This is a genomic window from Micromonospora sp. A202, assembly GCF_006715105.1.
In the GTDB taxonomy this organism is placed as follows: Bacteria; Actinomycetota; Actinomycetes; order Mycobacteriales; family Micromonosporaceae; genus Micromonospora; species Micromonospora zamorensis.
Genome location: NZ_VFMP01000001.1, coordinates 3,932,127 through 3,948,727, shown reverse-complemented (window position 1 = coordinate 3,948,727; position 16,601 = coordinate 3,932,127). Strand labels below are relative to the sequence as shown.

18 protein-coding genes are annotated in these 16,601 nt (G+C 69.0%); 12 read left to right on the top strand and 6 right to left on the bottom strand.

Going from position 1 to position 16,601, the window contains the following annotated elements; genetic code table 11:
• The first annotated feature begins 35 nt into the window (after positions 1-35).
• From murQ to FBZ33_RS18375, 5 genes are all read left to right on the top strand, one after another.
• Positions 36-929, top strand: a complete 894-nt coding sequence (gene murQ / locus FBZ33_RS18395) for an N-acetylmuramic acid 6-phosphate etherase (RefSeq protein ID WP_099857663.1) — start codon at positions 36-38, stop codon at positions 927-929.
• Between the two features lie 147 nt (positions 930-1,076).
• Positions 1,077-1,787: a ThuA domain-containing protein gene (locus tag FBZ33_RS18390; RefSeq protein ID WP_141910024.1), complete on the top strand. Its 711-nt coding sequence runs from the start codon at positions 1,077-1,079 to the stop codon at positions 1,785-1,787.
• Positions 1,757-2,857 carry a Gfo/Idh/MocA family protein gene (locus FBZ33_RS18385; protein WP_141910023.1) on the top strand — a complete coding sequence of 367 codons (1,101 nt, stop codon included), beginning with the start codon at positions 1,757-1,759 and terminating at the stop codon, positions 2,855-2,857. The genes FBZ33_RS18390 and FBZ33_RS18385 overlap by 31 nt, the downstream gene beginning before the upstream one ends.
• Before the next feature lie 149 nt (positions 2,858-3,006).
• The gene (locus tag FBZ33_RS18380; protein WP_099854951.1) at positions 3,007-3,414 is read left to right on the top strand and encodes a helix-turn-helix transcriptional regulator; all 408 of its coding nucleotides are present in this window, start codon (positions 3,007-3,009) and stop codon (positions 3,412-3,414) included.
• A gap of 28 nt (positions 3,415-3,442) precedes the next feature.
• Positions 3,443-4,207: a class I SAM-dependent methyltransferase gene (locus FBZ33_RS18375; protein WP_185755334.1), complete on the top strand. Its 765-nt coding sequence runs from the start codon at positions 3,443-3,445 to the stop codon at positions 4,205-4,207.
• A gap of 95 nt (positions 4,208-4,302) precedes the next feature.
• Here FBZ33_RS18375 and FBZ33_RS18370 read toward each other — a convergent pair whose 3' ends face one another.
• Positions 4,303-4,896 carry a hypothetical protein gene (locus FBZ33_RS18370; RefSeq protein WP_141910021.1) on the bottom strand — a complete coding sequence of 198 codons (594 nt, stop codon included), beginning with the start codon at positions 4,894-4,896 and terminating at the stop codon, positions 4,303-4,305.
• A 217-nt stretch (positions 4,897-5,113) separates the two neighbouring features.
• On the opposite strand from FBZ33_RS18370, the gene FBZ33_RS18365 reads away from it, so the two are divergent.
• Positions 5,114-6,316, top strand: coding sequence for a low temperature requirement protein A (locus FBZ33_RS18365; protein ID WP_141910020.1), 1,203 nt, complete (start codon positions 5,114-5,116; stop codon positions 6,314-6,316).
• Positions 6,317-6,408: 92 nt separating this feature from the next.
• Entirely contained in the window at positions 6,409-6,777 is a 369-nt protein-coding gene (locus FBZ33_RS18360) for a MerR family transcriptional regulator (RefSeq protein WP_141912776.1), read from the top strand.
• 24 nt (positions 6,778-6,801) lie between these two features.
• Here the strand turns inward: FBZ33_RS18360 and FBZ33_RS18355 are convergent, their stop codons facing one another.
• Entirely contained in the window at positions 6,802-7,509 is a 708-nt protein-coding gene (locus tag FBZ33_RS18355; protein WP_141910019.1) for an SDR family oxidoreductase, read from the bottom strand.
• A 432-nt stretch (positions 7,510-7,941) separates the two neighbouring features.
• Here FBZ33_RS18355 and FBZ33_RS18350 point away from each other — a divergent pair, with 432 nt between their 5' ends.
• A complete protein-coding gene (locus FBZ33_RS18350) occupies positions 7,942-9,630 on the top strand; it encodes a cellulose binding domain-containing protein (RefSeq protein ID WP_141910018.1) in 1,689 nt (562 codons plus the stop codon).
• 94 nt (positions 9,631-9,724) lie between these two features.
• Here the strand turns inward: FBZ33_RS18350 and FBZ33_RS18345 are convergent, their stop codons facing one another.
• Together FBZ33_RS18345 and FBZ33_RS18340 are read right to left on the bottom strand one after the other, a co-directional pair.
• On the bottom strand, positions 9,725-10,369 hold the full coding sequence (locus tag FBZ33_RS18345; protein WP_141910017.1) for a response regulator transcription factor: 645 nt from the start codon (positions 10,367-10,369) through the stop codon (positions 9,725-9,727).
• On the bottom strand, positions 10,360-11,490 hold the full coding sequence (locus FBZ33_RS18340) for a sensor histidine kinase (RefSeq protein ID WP_255508942.1): 1,131 nt from the start codon (positions 11,488-11,490) through the stop codon (positions 10,360-10,362). The genes FBZ33_RS18345 and FBZ33_RS18340 overlap by 10 nt, the downstream gene beginning before the upstream one ends.
• 324 nt (positions 11,491-11,814) lie before the next feature.
• Between FBZ33_RS18340 and FBZ33_RS18335 the strand changes: the two genes are divergently transcribed.
• The 3 genes from FBZ33_RS18335 (at position 11,815) to FBZ33_RS18325 (ending at position 14,316) form a co-directional block, all read left to right on the top strand.
• A complete protein-coding gene (locus FBZ33_RS18335; protein WP_255508941.1) occupies positions 11,815-12,438 on the top strand; it encodes a VOC family protein in 624 nt (207 codons plus the stop codon).
• Between the two features lie 101 nt (positions 12,439-12,539).
• A complete protein-coding gene (locus tag FBZ33_RS18330) occupies positions 12,540-13,769 on the top strand; it encodes a hypothetical protein (RefSeq protein WP_141910015.1) in 1,230 nt (409 codons plus the stop codon).
• 154 nt (positions 13,770-13,923) lie between these two features.
• Complete coding sequence (locus FBZ33_RS18325; RefSeq protein ID WP_221629481.1) at positions 13,924-14,316, top strand: hypothetical protein; 393 nt, start codon at positions 13,924-13,926, stop codon at positions 14,314-14,316.
• Between the two features lie 49 nt (positions 14,317-14,365).
• Here the strand turns inward: FBZ33_RS18325 and FBZ33_RS18320 are convergent, their stop codons facing one another.
• Positions 14,366-15,007 (bottom strand): DUF4291 domain-containing protein, encoded by a 642-nt coding sequence (locus tag FBZ33_RS18320; RefSeq protein ID WP_141910014.1) that lies wholly within the window; start codon positions 15,005-15,007, stop codon positions 14,366-14,368.
• A 222-nt stretch (positions 15,008-15,229) separates the two neighbouring features.
• Here FBZ33_RS18320 and FBZ33_RS18315 point away from each other — a divergent pair, with 222 nt between their 5' ends.
• Positions 15,230-15,637, top strand: a complete 408-nt coding sequence (locus tag FBZ33_RS18315; RefSeq protein WP_141910013.1) for a nitroreductase family deazaflavin-dependent oxidoreductase — start codon at positions 15,230-15,232, stop codon at positions 15,635-15,637.
• Positions 15,638-15,749: 112 nt separating this feature from the next.
• Here the strand turns inward: FBZ33_RS18315 and FBZ33_RS18310 are convergent, their stop codons facing one another.
• Positions 15,750-16,559: a DUF5984 family protein gene (locus tag FBZ33_RS18310; RefSeq protein ID WP_141910012.1), complete on the bottom strand. Its 810-nt coding sequence runs from the start codon at positions 16,557-16,559 to the stop codon at positions 15,750-15,752.
• Between the last annotated feature and the right edge of the window lie 42 nt (positions 16,560-16,601).

Below are 16,601 nucleotides of genomic sequence, written 5' to 3'. Positions count from 1 at the left end.
GCGATGTGTTCACCAGCGAGAGGAACGACCACCCCGTGGACCTCAGCACCCTCGGCACCGAGACTCGCAACGACCGCACCAGCGACCTCGACCAGATGTCCCCCACCGAGCTGCTCCTCGCGATGAACGACGAGGACCGCTCGGTCGCGGAGGCCGTCCGCCGGGCCGTGCCGGACATCGCGGCCGCCGTCGACGTCGTCGTGGCGTCGCTCCGACAGGGCGGGCGACTCATCTATCTCGGTGCCGGCACCAGCGGCCGGATCGGCATGCTCGACGCCGTCGAGTGCCCACCCACCTTCGGTACGCCGCCCGACCGGGTTCTCGGCCTGCTCGCCGGCGGGGCCGGAGCTTTCGGTGTCGCCGTCGAGGGCGCCGAGGACGATCCGGCCGGTGCCGTCGCCGACCTCGACGCGGTCGGCCTGACCGCCCGCGACACGGTGGTCGGGCTCGCCGCCAGCGGCCGTACCCCGTACGTGGTCGGCGGGTTGGCCCACGCCCGCGCGCTCGGCGCGACGACCGTCTCCGTCGCCTGCAACTCCGACGCGGTGATCAGCCGGCACGCCGACGTCGCCATCGAGGTGCCCACCGGCCCCGAGGTCCTCACCGGCTCCACCCGACTCAAGGCCGGCACCGCCGAGAAGCTGGTCTGCAACATGCTCTCGACCGCCACGATGGCCCGGCTCGGCAAGGTCTACGGCAACCTGATGGTGGACATGAACGCCACCAACGAGAAGCTCGTCGACCGGGCGCGTCGGATCGTCGCCGAAGCCGCCCACACCGATCTCGACACCGCCACGCAGGCGCTCGCGGCGGCACACGGGCACGCCAAGACGGCCATCGTGCTGCTGCTCGCGCACTGCACCGCCGAGGAGGCCGCCGCACGGCTGCGCGCCGCCGACGACGACGTCCGGGCGGCCGTAGCGGCCTGAGCCACTGCGGCAGGCGGAGCCCGGCCACTGTCCTCAGTGGTGTCCTCCGAGTACGGTTTCGGTGCCCGCAAGGCACGCGAATCGGCGGCTCGTCACCGGGGCGGGCGCGGCCAGCCCGGTGGCGACGGGCCGGGGGAGGGAGCGACTGTGACGCAGCGCAGAGCACTGGTGGTCCGAGGTGGCTGGGAGGGGCACCAACCGGTCGAGGCGACGGAGCTGTTCCTCCCCTTCCTCGAACGCAGCGGCTACGCCGTACGGGTCGAGGAGTCGACGGAGATCTACGCCGATGCCGCCGAGATGGCCGACACCGACCTCGTCGTGCAGTGCGTGACGATGTCGCAGATCACCGCCGACCAGTTGGCGGGTCTCAGCGCGGCAGTCGTCGCCGGCACGGGCTTCACCGGCTGGCACGGCGGCATCGTGGACTCGTTCCGCGCGTCGTCCGACTATCTCCAACTGGTGGGCGGGCAGTTCGCGACCCATCCGGGCAAGGAGCCGTGTGAGCGCCACGGTGGCCCGGAGGACAACTTCCTGCCGCACACGGTGCGCATCACCGACCTCGGCCGGGATCATCCCATCACCGCGGGCATCGAGGACTTCGACCTGGTCACCGAGCAGTACTGGGTGCTGCACGACGACCTGATCGACGTACTGGCCGTCACCACCCACCCGACGCAGGCGTGGCACCCGTGGCACCGCCCGGTCACCTCGCCGGCGATCTGGACCCGGCTCTGGGGTGCCGGGCGCATCGTCGTGACGACCCCGGGGCACAGCCTCGACGTGCTGGAGCACGCGGGCGTCCGTGCCGTCATCGAGAGGGGGATGGTGTGGGCGACCCGCACCGCGTCGGCGTCGTAGGGCTCGGGTTCATCTCCCGCGCCTACCTGGACACCCTCGCCAACCACCCCGCGGTGAGCATCGCCGCACTGGCCGACCTCGACGCCTCCCGGTCGGCCGCGCTCGCCGCCACGATTCCCGGGGCCGAGGCGTTGAGCGTCGAGCGCCTGCTCGCCCGCCCGGACGTGCAGACGGTACTCAACCTCACGATCCCCGCGGCGCACGCCGACATCTCGCTCGGCGCGATCGAGGCCGGCAAGAACGTGTATGTCGAGAAGCCGCTCGCCGTGACGTTCCCGGACGGCCGCTCGATCATCGAACGGGCCGCGTCGGCCGGCGTCCGAGTCGGGTGCGCGCCGGACACCGTCCTGGGCACGGGTACGCAGACAGCGCGGGCGGCGATCGACGGCGGGCTCATCGGACGTCCGCTGTCCGCGTCGGCCGTCATGGTCACGGCGGGGCACGAGCGCTGGCACCCCAACCCCGACTTCTACTATGCCCCGGGCGGCGGCCCGTTACTGGACATGGGGCCGTACTACATCTCGGCGCTCATCCACCTGCTCGGCCCGGTGCGCGCGGTGGTCGGAACCGCCAGCCGCCTGCGCGCCGAGCGCGTCATCGGTTCGGGCCCGCGCACCGGCCAGCGGGTTCCGGTGGAGGTGGACACCCACGTCAGCGGCGTGCTGGAGCACGCCAACGGCGCTCTCTCCACCATCACGACGAGCTTCGACGGCGTCGCGACGACGGCCGCACCGATCGAGGTGCACGGGGAGACCGGCACGCTCGCCGTGCCGGACCCGAACTACTTCGACGGTGAGGTCCGCCTGTTCGCGCTCGGCGGCACCGGGTGGCGCGTCCTCGAACCCCGCGCCGGTTACGCCCAGGCCTCCCGAGGCATCGGCCTGATCGACCTGGTCAGGGCTGAACGTCAGCGTCCGCCGCGCGCGGGCGGCGACGTCGCGCTGCACGTCCTCGAAACGATGACCACCCTGCTCCGGTCGGCCGCCGAGGGACGGCGGGTCGAGCTGACGACGGCGGCCGAGCGGCCCGAACCGGTGCCGCTCACCCCGGTCGAGGCCTGGAACGCGTAAAGGGGTCCGCGATGACGACCGGTGTGAGGTCCCGGTCAGCTCGATTGGCATCGATTACTGTGATGCGACACGTCCGCGGAGGGAAGCGGACGCACCACGACGCACCGGCCCCGCCGGGTGTCGACTGCGGGGGAGGCGACGGCCGGGACATGGGTGACACCCGACGGGCCGCGCAGGACGCGTTCGCTCGGTTCGTGCGCGGTGCTGTCGACGCCGCCAGCGACGAGCGTGGCTGGTCCATCACGGAAGTGGCGGCTCGTAGCGGCGTCGGTCGCTCCACCGTCTTCCGATGGCTGTCCGGTGACTGGCAGCACCATCCGGAGCTTCCCAAGGTGCGGGCGTTCTGCGCGGCCCTGGACCTCCCGCTCGGCGCCGCTTTGCGCGCTCTCACCCCGCTGTCGTACGACACACCGGCGCCGGAGGTGCCGGCGGCGGAGGCGCTCTTCGTGGCCGTCCGGGACCGACTGGTCGATCCCCGCACCACTGCCGCCGAACGAGAGCACATTCTGGCCGCCTTACGCCGCCTCGGGCACCGAAGGTCGTCCCGGGCCAGCTGACAGGCATCGAGAGGACCCGGTGACGGTGATGTCCGACCTGTTCGACTATGACGCTGAACTGCGCCTGCACAACGAACTCTTCCGCGCCGCCGCCCGTGTCGGCTCTCACGACCGTGTGCTCGACATCGGCTGTGGCACCGGCCAGTCCACCCGCGACGCCGCCCGCGCGGCGGTGAACGGAAGCGCGACAGGCGTTGACATCTCCGGGCCGATGCTCGAACGGGCCCGTCAGCTCAGCGACGACGAGGGCTTGCCGAACGTCACCTTTCAACAGGCGGACGCCCAGGTGCACCTCTTCCCACCGGCGCATTTCGACCTCTGCATCAGCAGGTTCGGAACGATGTTCTTCGCCGACCCGGCCGCCGCGTTCACCAACATCGGCAGCGCGCTGCGCCCCGGCGCGCGCCTGGTGCTGCTGGTGTGGCAGGACCGCGACCGCAACGAATGGGCCACCGCGATCCGCCGGACCTTCACCGAGGAGCCAGCCACGCCCGGCGGTCCGAACCCGTTCTCCCTCGCCGACCAGACCGTCACCAGAGACCTCCTGGTGGCGGCCGGCTTCGCGGAGGTCGACTTCACCGACGTGCACGTACCCGTCTACTACGGTCCGGACAGCGCCACCGCCTTCGATGCGGTGTTCCGTCTGTGGGAATTCAAGGATCTGCTCGCCAAACTGGACGCCACGGCCGCCGAGCAGGCCCGTACGCGGCTGCGCACCACCCTCGACGCCCACCACACCGACGGCGGCGTGTACTTCGACTCGCGCGCCTGGATCGTCACGGCTCGTCGCTGACCGGTATCGCCGGAAGTCCGTCCGTCGCGGGGTGCGTGCGCACCACGGCGGGGCGATCTCCGCCCCGCCGTGGTTCTGTCACAGCGCTGTGGTGGTCAGTGGTCCTCGGGCGGCGCGGTCAGCTCGGCGTGCCGCACCGTGTAGTTTCCGCGAGTCACAGTGGCGAACGCCGCCGGCGCGAGGCAGGTGCCGACCCGGGCCGGACCCCACTGGCCTGCCTCGTTCTGGTCGGCGCTGGCCGACCAGGTGAAGCCGACCCGGTCGCGGCCACGGCCGCCGTCCTGCACGCTGAAGCCGACCCGCTGGCCGAGGAAGTCGCTGGCCTTCTCGTCAGCGCGGATGACCACGCCGGTCACTGTCGCATGACCCGGGCTGGTGATCATGCAGTCGACCGCCGCCTCGAAGCGGACGGTGATGTTCTCCGTGGCCAGCCAGTGCGCGACCCGCACCGTGCCCGTGGCGTCTGCGGGAGAACCCTTCTCCCCGCCCGGCAGCGGGATCGGGCGGCTGTAGGGCACCGACCGGGCGTCGAAGGCGAACGATCGCACGTCGCTGTCCTGCCCGTACGGCAGCACGAACTCCGCCGATCCGGTCACCTGGGCCGGCCTGTGGCTCGCGGCCCCGGCCGGCGTCGCCGCCACAACCAGCATGGCCGCTGCCGCGATGCCCCATCCGAGTGTCTTACGCATGGTCGTCCTCCCGATCCGGCCGCGGTGCCGCGGCTCTGTGTTACCTCCACGGTCGGCCATCTGGGAACGGAAGCGATCCCCTGCGAGGGGGTAGCTGCTCCCTCGCGCATGGGAATCCGGCGAATGTCACGTTGGCAATCGTTCGGTATCAACTCGACGACCCGCCCGGCGTGGTACCAATACCCAGATAGGCGAAGCCGGCAGAAACGGGCGGCCCATGTCGACAAGGGCAGCAGAGCTGCTGCGTAAGCCGGGGCAACCGCAGCGACCGAGTCTTCTGGAACTCTTCTTCGACCTGGTGTTCATCTTTGCCCTCAACCGGGTCTCCCACCGGCTGGTCGAGGACCTCACCGAGCGGCGAGTGGTCCTTGTCGAAGCCGGAGAGACGCTGCTGTTGCTGCTGGCTTTCCTGGTGCTCTGGTTGGTCACGGCATGGGTCACCGATCTCTACGATCCGCAGCGGCCGCAGCTTCAGTTGCTGGTCTACGCGGCCATGCTCGGCGCACTGATAATGGCGGTCGCGGTGCCGCAGGCGTTCGGCGACCGGAGCCTGGCCTTCGCTGGAGCGTACGTTGCCGTCCACATCGTTCGTGGGCTGGTCATCGTGCCGGCGCTGCGCGGCCACGAGGCCCAGCGTCGAGCGGCTGGGGTGTTCCTCTGGTTCGCGATCTCCGCCGTGCCGTGGCTCGCTGGCGCCATCGTGTCGGGTTCGGCGCGTGGGTTGTTGTGGACGCTGGCGCTGGCCATCGACTGCGCTGCACTGCTGCTGTTCTATCCCGCGCCATGGACCCGCCCCGCCCAACGACAGTGGCCCGTCCTGGCCGAATATCTGTCCGAGCGCTACCGGCAGTTCTTCATCATCGCCCTCGGTGAGTTGATTCTGACGACGGGATCGGCCTACAGCGACACGTCCTTTCGGCAGGGCGGGGCCGCGATAGCCTTCGCGGTCTCATTCATCACGACGGTGCTGCTGTTTCGGGTCTACCTTTTCAAGGCGGGCCAGTTGTTACCCGAGGCGATCAGAGTCTCCGTCGGGCCCGCCCGCCTCGTCCGGGAGGCGTTCCTCGCCCACGTACTCATGGTGGCTGGCATCGTCGCCGTCGCCGTCGGGTACGAAATCGTGATCGATCACCCGTTCGGACACACCGAAACGGCGTGGATCTTCGTCATTGTCGGCGGACCGATACTGTTCCTTGTCGGGCGGGCCCTGGCCGAACACGCCGTATTCGACCGGGTGTCCCGCTCCCGGACAATCGGCGCGCTGGTGCTCCTCGGCGCCGCGCCAGCCATGGTGCTCCTGCCGCCACTGGCCGCGGCCGTCACCGCCGTCGTCGTCCTCGGTGGCATTGCCATTTCCGACACGATGCGCGCCAGGGAAAACCCTCTCGAACGGCCGCACCCACACCGTTTCGAACGCTGATCACGCCGGCCCTCAGGTAACCGCGAGGCGATGGATACACTGAATCTGACATCCATGTCAGGTGTGCTGTGGGGGTAGCGATGACGGCCAGCATCCGGATCGGCGAACTCGCCGCCCGTGCCGGGGTGAGCGTGCGATCGTTGCGCTACTACGAGGAGCAGGGGTTGCTCACCAGCCTTCGCAGCCCCAGAGGCCACCGCCGCTACAGCGACAGTCAGGTCGAGCGCGTCGTCCTCATCCAGCGTCTGTTCGCCGCCGGGCTGAGCAGCCGGACGATCGTCGACCTGCTGCCGTGTGTCGACTCGCCGAGTGAGGACACCTCCGAGGCCGCAGTGGATCGCATGCGCCACGAGCGCGACCGACTCGATCGGCACATCGAGGACCTGGTCCACACCCGCGGGGTGCTCGACGAGCTGATCGCTGCCAACCGCGCCCACCGCGCGGTGCTCGCCCGCACCTGACCCGGGCCGCCCGCCCGCGGACCGTCAGGCTGCGGAGAGCTGGGAGTAGAAGTCGCGTGGGTCGCGAGCCAGCGCGGCCTTGATGTCGGCGCTCCACGTGTCGACAAGGACCTCCAGGGCGTCTGACGCCAGACCGTCGAGGGTGGCCCGAGCGACGTCCGCTGGGTCGATCTTCGCGCCGTCGTAGTTCGCGCTGAAGTCGGTGTCCACCGCACCCACGTGGACGCCGGTGACGTGCGTGCCCTGTGCCGCGAGTTCCAGGCGGATGCTGTTCGTCAGCGACCAGGCCGCCGCCTTCGCGGCCGCGTACGCCCCCTCCCCGGGCCAGGAGAACCAGGACAGCGCCGAGAGGACGTTGACGATCGCGCCGCCGCCGTTGCGGGCCAGCACCGGGGCGAACGCTCGCACCACGGAGAGGGTGCCGAAATAGTTGACCTCCATGTCGCGACGGACGGCGTCGAGGTCGCCGGCCACCAGGTCGACATGGGAGTCGACGCCGGCGTTGTTGATCAGCACCGTCACATCAGCCGCGACCTCGGCCGCCGCGCGGACGGCGGCGGGGTCGGTGAGTTCAAGAGACAGCGGTACGGCACCCGGTAGGTCCACGTGCTGACCGTTGCGGGACGTCGCGTAGACCTTCGCCGCGCCCCGGTCGAGGAGTTGCGCGACGTACTCCCGTCCGATGCCGCGGTTCGAGCCGGTCACGAGAGCGATGGAACCCTGGATCTGCACGATGAACTCCTTCGGTGGAGGGGCGACGCCAGGTGCGCTGCCACCGAAACGCTAGAACCTGTCATTGGTGTCAGATTCAAGGCGCTGGCCGGTGACTTCGGTCACCCTCGGTCCGGCCCGAATGTTCACGACAACATTTGGCGGCTGGGTTGTGCCGGGGGAACGCCTGGGGGCGAGGGGCGTTCGAAACTTTCGCGAAAGCTCGCCGTCGCAGCTTGACGGGCGCGGTGCTCATCTATCAGAGTCGATGTGGGCGTAGGTGGCGTGCCGTCGGGAGCTCGGGCGCCAGCAGTGCATCGACATGACTCAGCCGTGGGCACGGCGAGCGACGCTTGTTAACGCTAACGATGCTCTGCACCGCTGACCTGGCTGCGGTGGCGGCGTGGCCCGACGGCGACGGATCAGTGTCCCCCCGATCCAGGAGAATAATCGATGAGAAGACCCAGAGTGATCAGAACCGCGTTGATGTCGGCCAGCGCCATGCTGCTGGCATCGACAGCGGTCGCCTTGGCGCTGCCGGCAGGGGCAGCAGCCGCCGGCTGTTCGGTGAACTACGGCGTGTCGTCGCAGTGGCAGGGTGGCTTCGGGGCCAACGTCACGATCACCAACGTCGGTGACGCGGTGTCGAGTTGGTCGCTGACATGGTCCTACGACGCCGGACAGACCGTCACGCAGGCGTGGAACACGACGTTGACCCAGAGCGGCGCCACAGTCACCGCCAAGAACGTCAGCTACAACGGGGGCATCGCGGCCAACGGGACGGTGTCGTTCGGCTTCAACGGCTCGTGGACCGGCAGCAACCCTGATCCGACCAACTTCGCGTTGAACGGGGTGGCCTGCACCGGTGGCACGACGCCCACCACCCCGCCGCCGACGACCCCACCCCCGAACGAGCCGGCGGACATCACGGTGAACAGCGCGACCAGATACCAGACCGTCGACGGGTTCGGGGCCGCCCAGTCCATCTGGGGCAGCGCATGGTCCACGACGGAGACGCAGACACTGGTCGGGATGGGCGCCAACCAGTTGGGTCTGTCCATCGTGCGCACCGGTCTGTCACCGGTGTCCAGCGAGTGGGCGACACACGTGAACTCCCTGAAGACGGCGAAGACCGCCGGGTCCAACGTGAAGATCCTCGCCTCACCGTGGACCGCGCCGGCTGCGTGGAAGACCAACAACAGCCGGGTCAACGGCGGCAAACTGAAGACCGACTACTACGACGACTACGCCAACCACCTGAACAGCTACGTCCAGTACATGCGTGGCCAGGGCGTGCCGATCGACGTCACTTCGGTGCAGAACGAGCCGGACTGGCACCCGGACTACGACTCGATGGACTGGAGCGGCACGGAGCTGCGCACCTTCGTCCGCGACCAGGGCACGAAGGTGCAGAACACCAAACTGATGGTCGCCGAGGCGGTGAACCTGAACTACAACTACACCGATCCAACCCTCAACGACGCGATCGCCCGCAACAACATCGGTTACATCGGTGGCCACCTGTACGGCACTGAGGACGCCGGCCGGCTCAAGCCGTACACCCTTGCCGAGCAGCACAACAAGCCGGTGTGGATGACGGAGTGGAATCTGCACGCCGCCGACGGCGGCGGCTCCAACATCTGGGGCAACCCCGGCAACGCGGCGGTCTGGAACGAGACTCTCGACGACATCATGCGCACCGTGCACAAGTCGATGGAGGCCAACTGGAACGCCTACATCTGGTGGTACGGCAAGCGTTACTACTCGTTCATCGGTGACGGCGAAGCGGCGTACGGCACCGTCGCGGGCGCCCCGCTCAAGCGCGGCTACGCGTTCTCGCAGTACGCCAAGTACGTCCGCCCCGGCTACCAGCGCGTCGCCCTGGCGAAGAGCTCCAAGGCGTCGCCGCTGGAGGTGACCGCCTACCAGGGTGACGGGAAGATCAGCCTGGTCATCCTCAACCGGTCTAACAACGCGGTCAACAACGCCGTGGTCCAGGCCCCGCAGAACGTCAGCAAGGCCGAGCACTTCCTCACCTCGCAGACCGCCAACGCGGCCAGCCAGCCGACCACCGTGAACGGAGGTCAGGCCACCATCAACGTCGGTCCACGCAGCATCTCCACGCTCGTGTTCACCCTCTGAGGCGTCTTCTCACCGTCGGTGTGGCGTGTGGGTGTGATCGAGCGAACGCATCCGCACGCCCCATCGGGGTGACTCTCCGGGCGAACCTGGGCCCTCAGGAGCCGAGGTAGCGCAGGATGGCCAGGACCCGGCGGCTGTAACCGGTCACGTGTAGCAGCCCGAGCTTGTCGAAGATGGTGTTGACATGCTTCTCGACAGCGCTCTGTGACACGTGGAGGCGCTCGGCGATGGTGGCGTTGGTGTGCCCCTGCGCCATGTGGTGCAGCACGTCACGTTCGCGTGGGGTGAGGCGGTTCAGCGGGTCACTGTGGCTCGTGGCCGACATGAGCTGCCGGACGACCTCGGGGTCGAGCGCCGTGGCACCGGCGGCGACGCGGTCGAGCGCGTCCAGGAAGTCCTCGACCTGGGCGACGCGGTCCTTCAGCACGTAGCCGATGCCTTCCGACCGGTCGGCGAGGAGCTTCTTGGCGTAGCGCTTCTCGACGTACTGGGAGAGGACGAGCACCGCGATGTCGGGCCAGCGGCGGCGGATCTCCAGGGCGGCCCGCAGCCCGTCGTCGGTGTTGGTGGGCGGCATGCGGACGTCGGTGACGACGACATCGGGGCGGTGCTGTTCGACGGCCGTGACGAGTTGATCGGCGTCGGCGACCGCGGCGACCACCGCATGTCCTTCGTCGGCGAGGAGGCGGGCCAGCCCTTCCCTCAGCAGGGTGGAGTCTTCGGCGAGGACTATGCGCACGGCAGTGCCACCCGGATGGTCGTCGGGCCACCGGACGGGCTGTCCACCTCGAAGTGCCCGTCGAGCGCGCTGACCCGGCGGGCGAGTCCCTGCAGGCCACTGCCGTGCGGGTCGGCTCCGCCGAGGCCGTCGTCCCGGACCCGCATCGTGATGTTTCCGTCCCCCGCCATGATCTCGATGGTGATCAGGCTAGCTCGGGCGTGTTTGGCGGCGTTGGTGATCGCTTCGCAGGCCACGAAGTACAGCACGGTCTCGACCGGTCGGGCGGGCCGGACCGGCACGCGGTAGCTGACCCTCACCGGGACCGGCGATCGTTGCGCCACCATGCTCAGCACCTCGTCCAGCGTGGTGTGGTCGAGGGCGGCGGGGTACACCCGCCAGGCCACGTCCCGCAGGTCGTCGACGGCGCGTTGGGCGCCCTCGTGTGCCTGCGCGAGCAGCTCGCGGGCCTTGTCGGGGTCGCGGGTGCGGCGCGCCCGGCCGAGCAGCATGCCGAGCGCCACGAGGTGTTGCTGGAGCCCGTCGTGCAGATCGCGTTCGATGCGCTGGCGCTCGGCGTCGACAGCGGCGATGACACCGGCCCGGCTGACGGCCAGCTCGCTGATCCGCGCCTGAAGGGCCTCACGGGTGTGGGATTCGAGCAGGCTGCGGGCCAGCCATCGATCCAGCGTCGCCACGCTGACTATCGCCTGCACATTCACCAGCAGCAGGGCCGCGCCGATGAGCCCCTGCAACAGAAAACCCGCCGCATTCAGGGTGCCCGCGACGAAGGCACGTACCACGATGACGGCGAGGACGGCACCGACCACGAGCAGGCCGGTGGTGAGCAGACCGAGCACCGCCGGGAGGAGGCGGGCGGCGAGGTAGCCGAGCACCCGCGGTCCGTTCGCCCGGACCGGTTGTGGCGGTGGTTCCGAGGCGATGACGGCCAGGCGGTGCCGTTCCCACTCGGTGACGCGGTGGGCGTACCGGATGATGGTGGCGCCGATGCGGCGCTGAGCCGCCGGCGCGGGCGAGACCCCGACCACGACGAGCGCGGCGAGCAGCAGGAACAGCATCTCGGACGCACCGGTGATCACACCGACCACCACGCCCGCCAACGGCCGGCCCCACCGGGTCATGCTGTCGATCCACGACCGCCCAGCGGGCACCGCGCGTTCCGCCACCGGGGCGTCCCCCCATCGCTCATGTCGTCTCGGACCCACGCCGCCTCGCCTGGGCGGCCGGCACCGCGGCCGGGCCGCCCCCCAACCTAGTCATGCCGAAGACGCTATGAACTCACCGCGGCCCGGACCATGAGGTCGACCGCCGACGTCAGCGGGCCGACCACAACCGCCGGGGTGTGGAAAACCGCACCACCCATCGAACAAACCGCCGCCTCCAGCCGGCGCCGGACGTGCTCCCTCGAACGTCTCCCTGTCGATGTAACGTTCGCCGGCATGACCATGCACATCACCGCGGGGCAGTTCCACGCGGCCGATGGTGTCGAGGACTGGCGCTGTCTCTATCACCTGGTCTCGTCGCACTTCCGAACCGGCTCGCTGGCCAACGGCATCACGCTCGTGGATGAGATTGGCCGGCTCGTCGACGGCCCAGAGCAGCAACATCTCACCGTCGACCTGCGGCACTCCGGTGTCACAGTGTCCATGACCCGGCGCGACATCGCCCTGGCCCGCCGGATCTCGGCGGCCGCGAAGGCACTGAACTTCCCCGCGGACCCGACAGCCGTCCAGCTCGTCAACGTCACCCTCGACGCACTCGTCGGCGCGGACGTGCTGCCGTTCTGGCAGGCACTGCTCGGCTACGATCGCGTCGGAGACGACTACCTGGCTGACCCGTCACGCCGAGGCCCGGGCCTCGGGTTGCAGCAGATGGACACGGTGCGCTCAGAGCGCAACCGCATGCACCTCGACGTCGCCGTTCCCCATGACCAGGCTGAGGCGCGCATCGCCGCCGCCCTGGCCGCAGGCGGCCACCTCGTCTCCGATGCACATGCGCCGAAGTGGTGGATTCTGGCCGACGCCGAAGGCAACGAGGCGTGCGTCGCCACCTGGATCGCCCGCGAATAACACCACATCCGGCAGCGCGACGCCGCCGCACAGGCGATCGTCGACCTGTCTGCCGTTCGTGGGGACAGCGGGCGTCCGTCGGTCGATGACAGGATCGATCGATGCGCGTTCTCTTCGACGGCAAGGCTCCGGTCGCCTACGGGCAGATCTACGTGACGAGTCGTGAGCTGCCAGACGACATGGCCGGGTCGTTCGCCGGGCAGGCGAATGGCCTCTGCGGGGGCGGTCAGCCGGGCACGCTGTTCCTGATGACCGGTACGCACTCCGGGCAGGTCCAGTTCACTGTCGAGTTGCACGACGTCGAGCCGCCAGCGGCAGCGGAGGAGTGGGAGGAGGTGGTGGAGGTGTCGTTCGCGCCGAGGGCCGCAGTGCTCGACCTGGTCCCGTGGGGCGACGGTTCACTCGCCCGGCTGCCGCTGACCTCCGACGGGCAGGACACCAGCCGGTTGTCGGTCTACCGCGTGCGGTACTGCGCCATGAGCATGGATGAGGGGCACGACCCGTTCGGCGGTCACGACCCTGACGAGCTTGCCGAGAACGACTACACCTACATGGACCAGCGGCCGGACCGCTACCTGCTGTGCTTCTGGCCGGAGGACACAACCGGCGACGAACCGGGTGACGGCGTGACGCGCGCCGACGCGATCCTGCGCCAGACCAGCGGCGGCGCCGCCTACTGGCACGCCTGGGCGCGCGCGTTGCCACCCCCGCCGTCCCTGTCGGAGCAGGTCGAGGCTGAGATCCTCAAGCGGGTGGAGCAGGAACGTCGCGACGAGGAGTACCGCAAGCGGGACGAGCTGCGGCGCTGGGGCGGCCGCCCGCCGAGTGAGCGGCTCCGGCGCGTGCGCGGCAACGTCTATGGCATCGCCCTGCTGGACAGGGCCCTGGTCGACGGGGTGGCCGAAGCCGACCCCGTCGTTCAACGACAGATCGCGATCTGGGCGGCGCGGCAGGCGTTCACCGTCGCCGGCATCGCGGACCTCGACTGGATGACGCCGGTGTGGACGGCGCTGGATCGGGGTGTGCCACTACCCGCCGAATTCGCCGACATGTCAGCGCTGCGGACGCGCATCCTGTGCGAGCCGGCCGTCACGTTCACCGTGACCGCGCTGCGGCCAGCGGGTCGGAGCCTGACTGATCCGCTCCGCGCGTTTATCGACGCCCCGGTGGACCCGGTCGCGATGGCACTGCCGGCGCTCCTGGCCGCTGGCGAGTCGGATCCGCTGCAGGCTGCCCTGGAGGCACTGTGGGCGGCGGTCAACACCTACGCCGCTCGGCGGTCCGAGTTCCTGACGGAAGTGCGGCGGGCCTTTCCGATCGTCGACCGATGAGGCCCAGACCGACCCGTCGGATGCCGTTCACCGGCCAGTGCAGGCCGCGAATCTGGTCGCTGACCGTGCACGCCACCGAGACGAAAGCCGTGACGGGTCGACGCCCGGATCTAGCCGATGAGCGGGTGCCTGTGGCGTCTGACACCATGCCCCCGTGCGGCAATATCTGACCGAGTCACTGACCTCCGTGCTGGCGGGCACCGGCGTGGCGCTCGTGGGCCTTTTCTCGGCGAAGGATAAAGACTTCGGCGCAAAGCTTGATGTGCTGGCGGCTTCGGTGGAGGTCCATGGCGGGCGGGTAGTGAGCCGGCACATTCAGCGGCGGGGTGTCTCGCACGGCGGTGCGGCCAAGATGGCGTTGCCGTTGTCGCGGCGGACACTGCTTAGCCCGGGCAAAGCGCGCGAAGTCGCGCAAGCGTGCCGGGCCGCAGAGGTCGGTGTTGCCGTGTTCGTAAACCCGCTTACGCAACACCAACGAGCGGTCCTCGGCGACATGTTCGGGTGCTTCGTGATCAGCGGCGAGGACCTCTTCACCCCTGGTCGATGAGCGCCCGCACACGCCGCCGAGCGGGGCGCGCTGGCGTGCCGAGCGAGCGTCAGTGTGGATGCTGTTGCTCGGCCACCTCTTCGGCGGCGACGTCCGGGCTGGCGTTGAGGCCGGCGGCGATCTGAGCCGGCAGCGGGTAGACACGTTCGACGGGCAGGTGAGCTGTTGCCGCCTGTTCGTCGCCGCTACGCAGGAGGTCCCTCACGCGGTGAACGGTGGGGGTGATGTCCGTGACGGCCACGATCCAGTCGTCAACGTATCGATCGACTGCCTCGCCGGACAACCCGACCTGCAGCGACCGGTACGGCAGCGCCTTCAAACGCAGTGATCGTTCCGGATCCCACTGCGCTCGTACGGGACTGGCCTTCAGTTGCCGGGTCCAGGTCTCTTTGTCGCCGTGCAGGTCTCGGTCGTAGTGGCTCAGGCTGGCTCGTGCCAGCGCCCACTCAAATCCCTCCCGCGCGATGTCGATGGACAGCACGCGCTCCTGCCCTGGCTTGATGGCCCAGCCGCAGCGGTACATCATCCACAGGAACGACGGCTTGATCCACGTCATCCGATCCCGCTTGAAGGGGGCCACGAAACGGCCGGCTGCCACCGCCGCCAGCGCGATCTGCGGGGGATACGCCTGGTACACGGTGATGGTGTCGGGTGAGTAGCGGGCGCGGATCTGACGGGCGGGAACGGACACGGCTTGATCGTCACCGATCGGGACTCGACTGCGCCATCGAGATTCCGCACCCAGCCCAGCACCAGGCCGAAATGGGACCTGCGGCTGCACCGGTATTCGCCGCGAACCGAGCGCTACGCATTGTCGCCGCCGGGTTCGTTGGTCCATGCTCGCAGTGTCACGCCCCGGCCGGGACTGTCAGAATCGTGGTCAAGGAGCCGGTTCGTGGAGGCGAGGAGAGGCATGAGCGACTGGAACGACAAGATCATCGCTGAGTTTCGCGCCAACGGTGGGCAGGTCGGAGGTCAGTTCGCTGGCGCGCCGCTGCTGCTGTTGCACACGGTCGGCGCCAAGAGCGGTCAGCCTCGCGTGAACCCGATGATGTACCAGAAGGTGGACGGCGGCTACGCCGTGTTCGCGTCCAAGGGCGGTGCGCCCACCAATCCCGACTGGTACTACAACCTGCTCGCTCACCCGCAGGCCCAAGCGGAGATCGGTACGGACAAGGTCGAGTTGGTCGCCAGAGTTGCCGCCGGCAACGAGCGGGAACGGATCTGGAGCGCGCAGAAGGCCGCGTATCCAGGCTTCGCCGACTACGAGCGGAAGACCACCCGCGAGATCCCAGTCGTCGTACTGGAACCTGCGCCGTAGGCAGGGACGGTGCAACCCCATTGCCCGGCGTTGGGGGGCGCGCCGCTGATCCGGCGCGTACCGCTCATGCCGATGAGCGGATGCTGTCCCGGTCAGGCGCTCGATGGAATGCTTAGCCGGTTGGGGCGTCGGCCTGTTGAACGTCACCGAGCAGCAGGCGGGCACCTTGGCGGACAACGTTCCAGTCGGTCTTCGGACAGCGGTCGAGGTTCTTGGCAAGCCAATGCCGCCGGTCTTCGTGTTCCGGCCGCAGATGGACGAGGTCAAGGTCCACGCCAGGTAGCCCGCCGCGGCGTTCCAGCTCCTCGACCCGCTGCCCCATGGCGTCCATCAGCTCGCGGTTGAGGGTGTGCACGGCCTCAAGGTATGCGGTGGTCGGCACGCTGAGCCGGACTGCGGGGTCGGCGGTGAAACCGATCTCGCCGTCGTCCTCGTGCCGCCAATCCATGGTGATCTCGTCGCGATCGCCGCGGGTGGTACGCCAGAACCGGAGCTTGGGAGGATTACGCAGGTAACCGAAGTCCAGATGGTGCTCGCCTTGCCAGATCGCGGCCGTGACGACTGGATGGTCGGGCACGCCCGCGTTCCCGTCGTCGGTCCGTTCCTCACCCGGTTCGGCCACGAACTCGAGCGGGTCACACGTCCACTGCGCGGGGTCGGAGGCAATGAATGGCTGCAGATCGTCGGGCACCGGCTCCAGCACCTCAGGTGTAAGGACAATGACATCTTCCCAGAGCCGGGCCAGGTAATAGTCGATGTAGGGATGCGGGTGAACTTCCCGGGTGCGGCACAGCAGCTCCTGCCCGCTTGCTTCAAGCCAGTACCAGCCCTCGGTGAGCCCGAACCAGTGGAGCCTCGGCTGGTCACTGCCCCACGGTGACACCTCGTCCAGTGGATACAGCTCGAACCGGAACCTGATCATTAAGGCAGTATCCCGTAACTTCCGGCGGGCGATCGAAAGCCT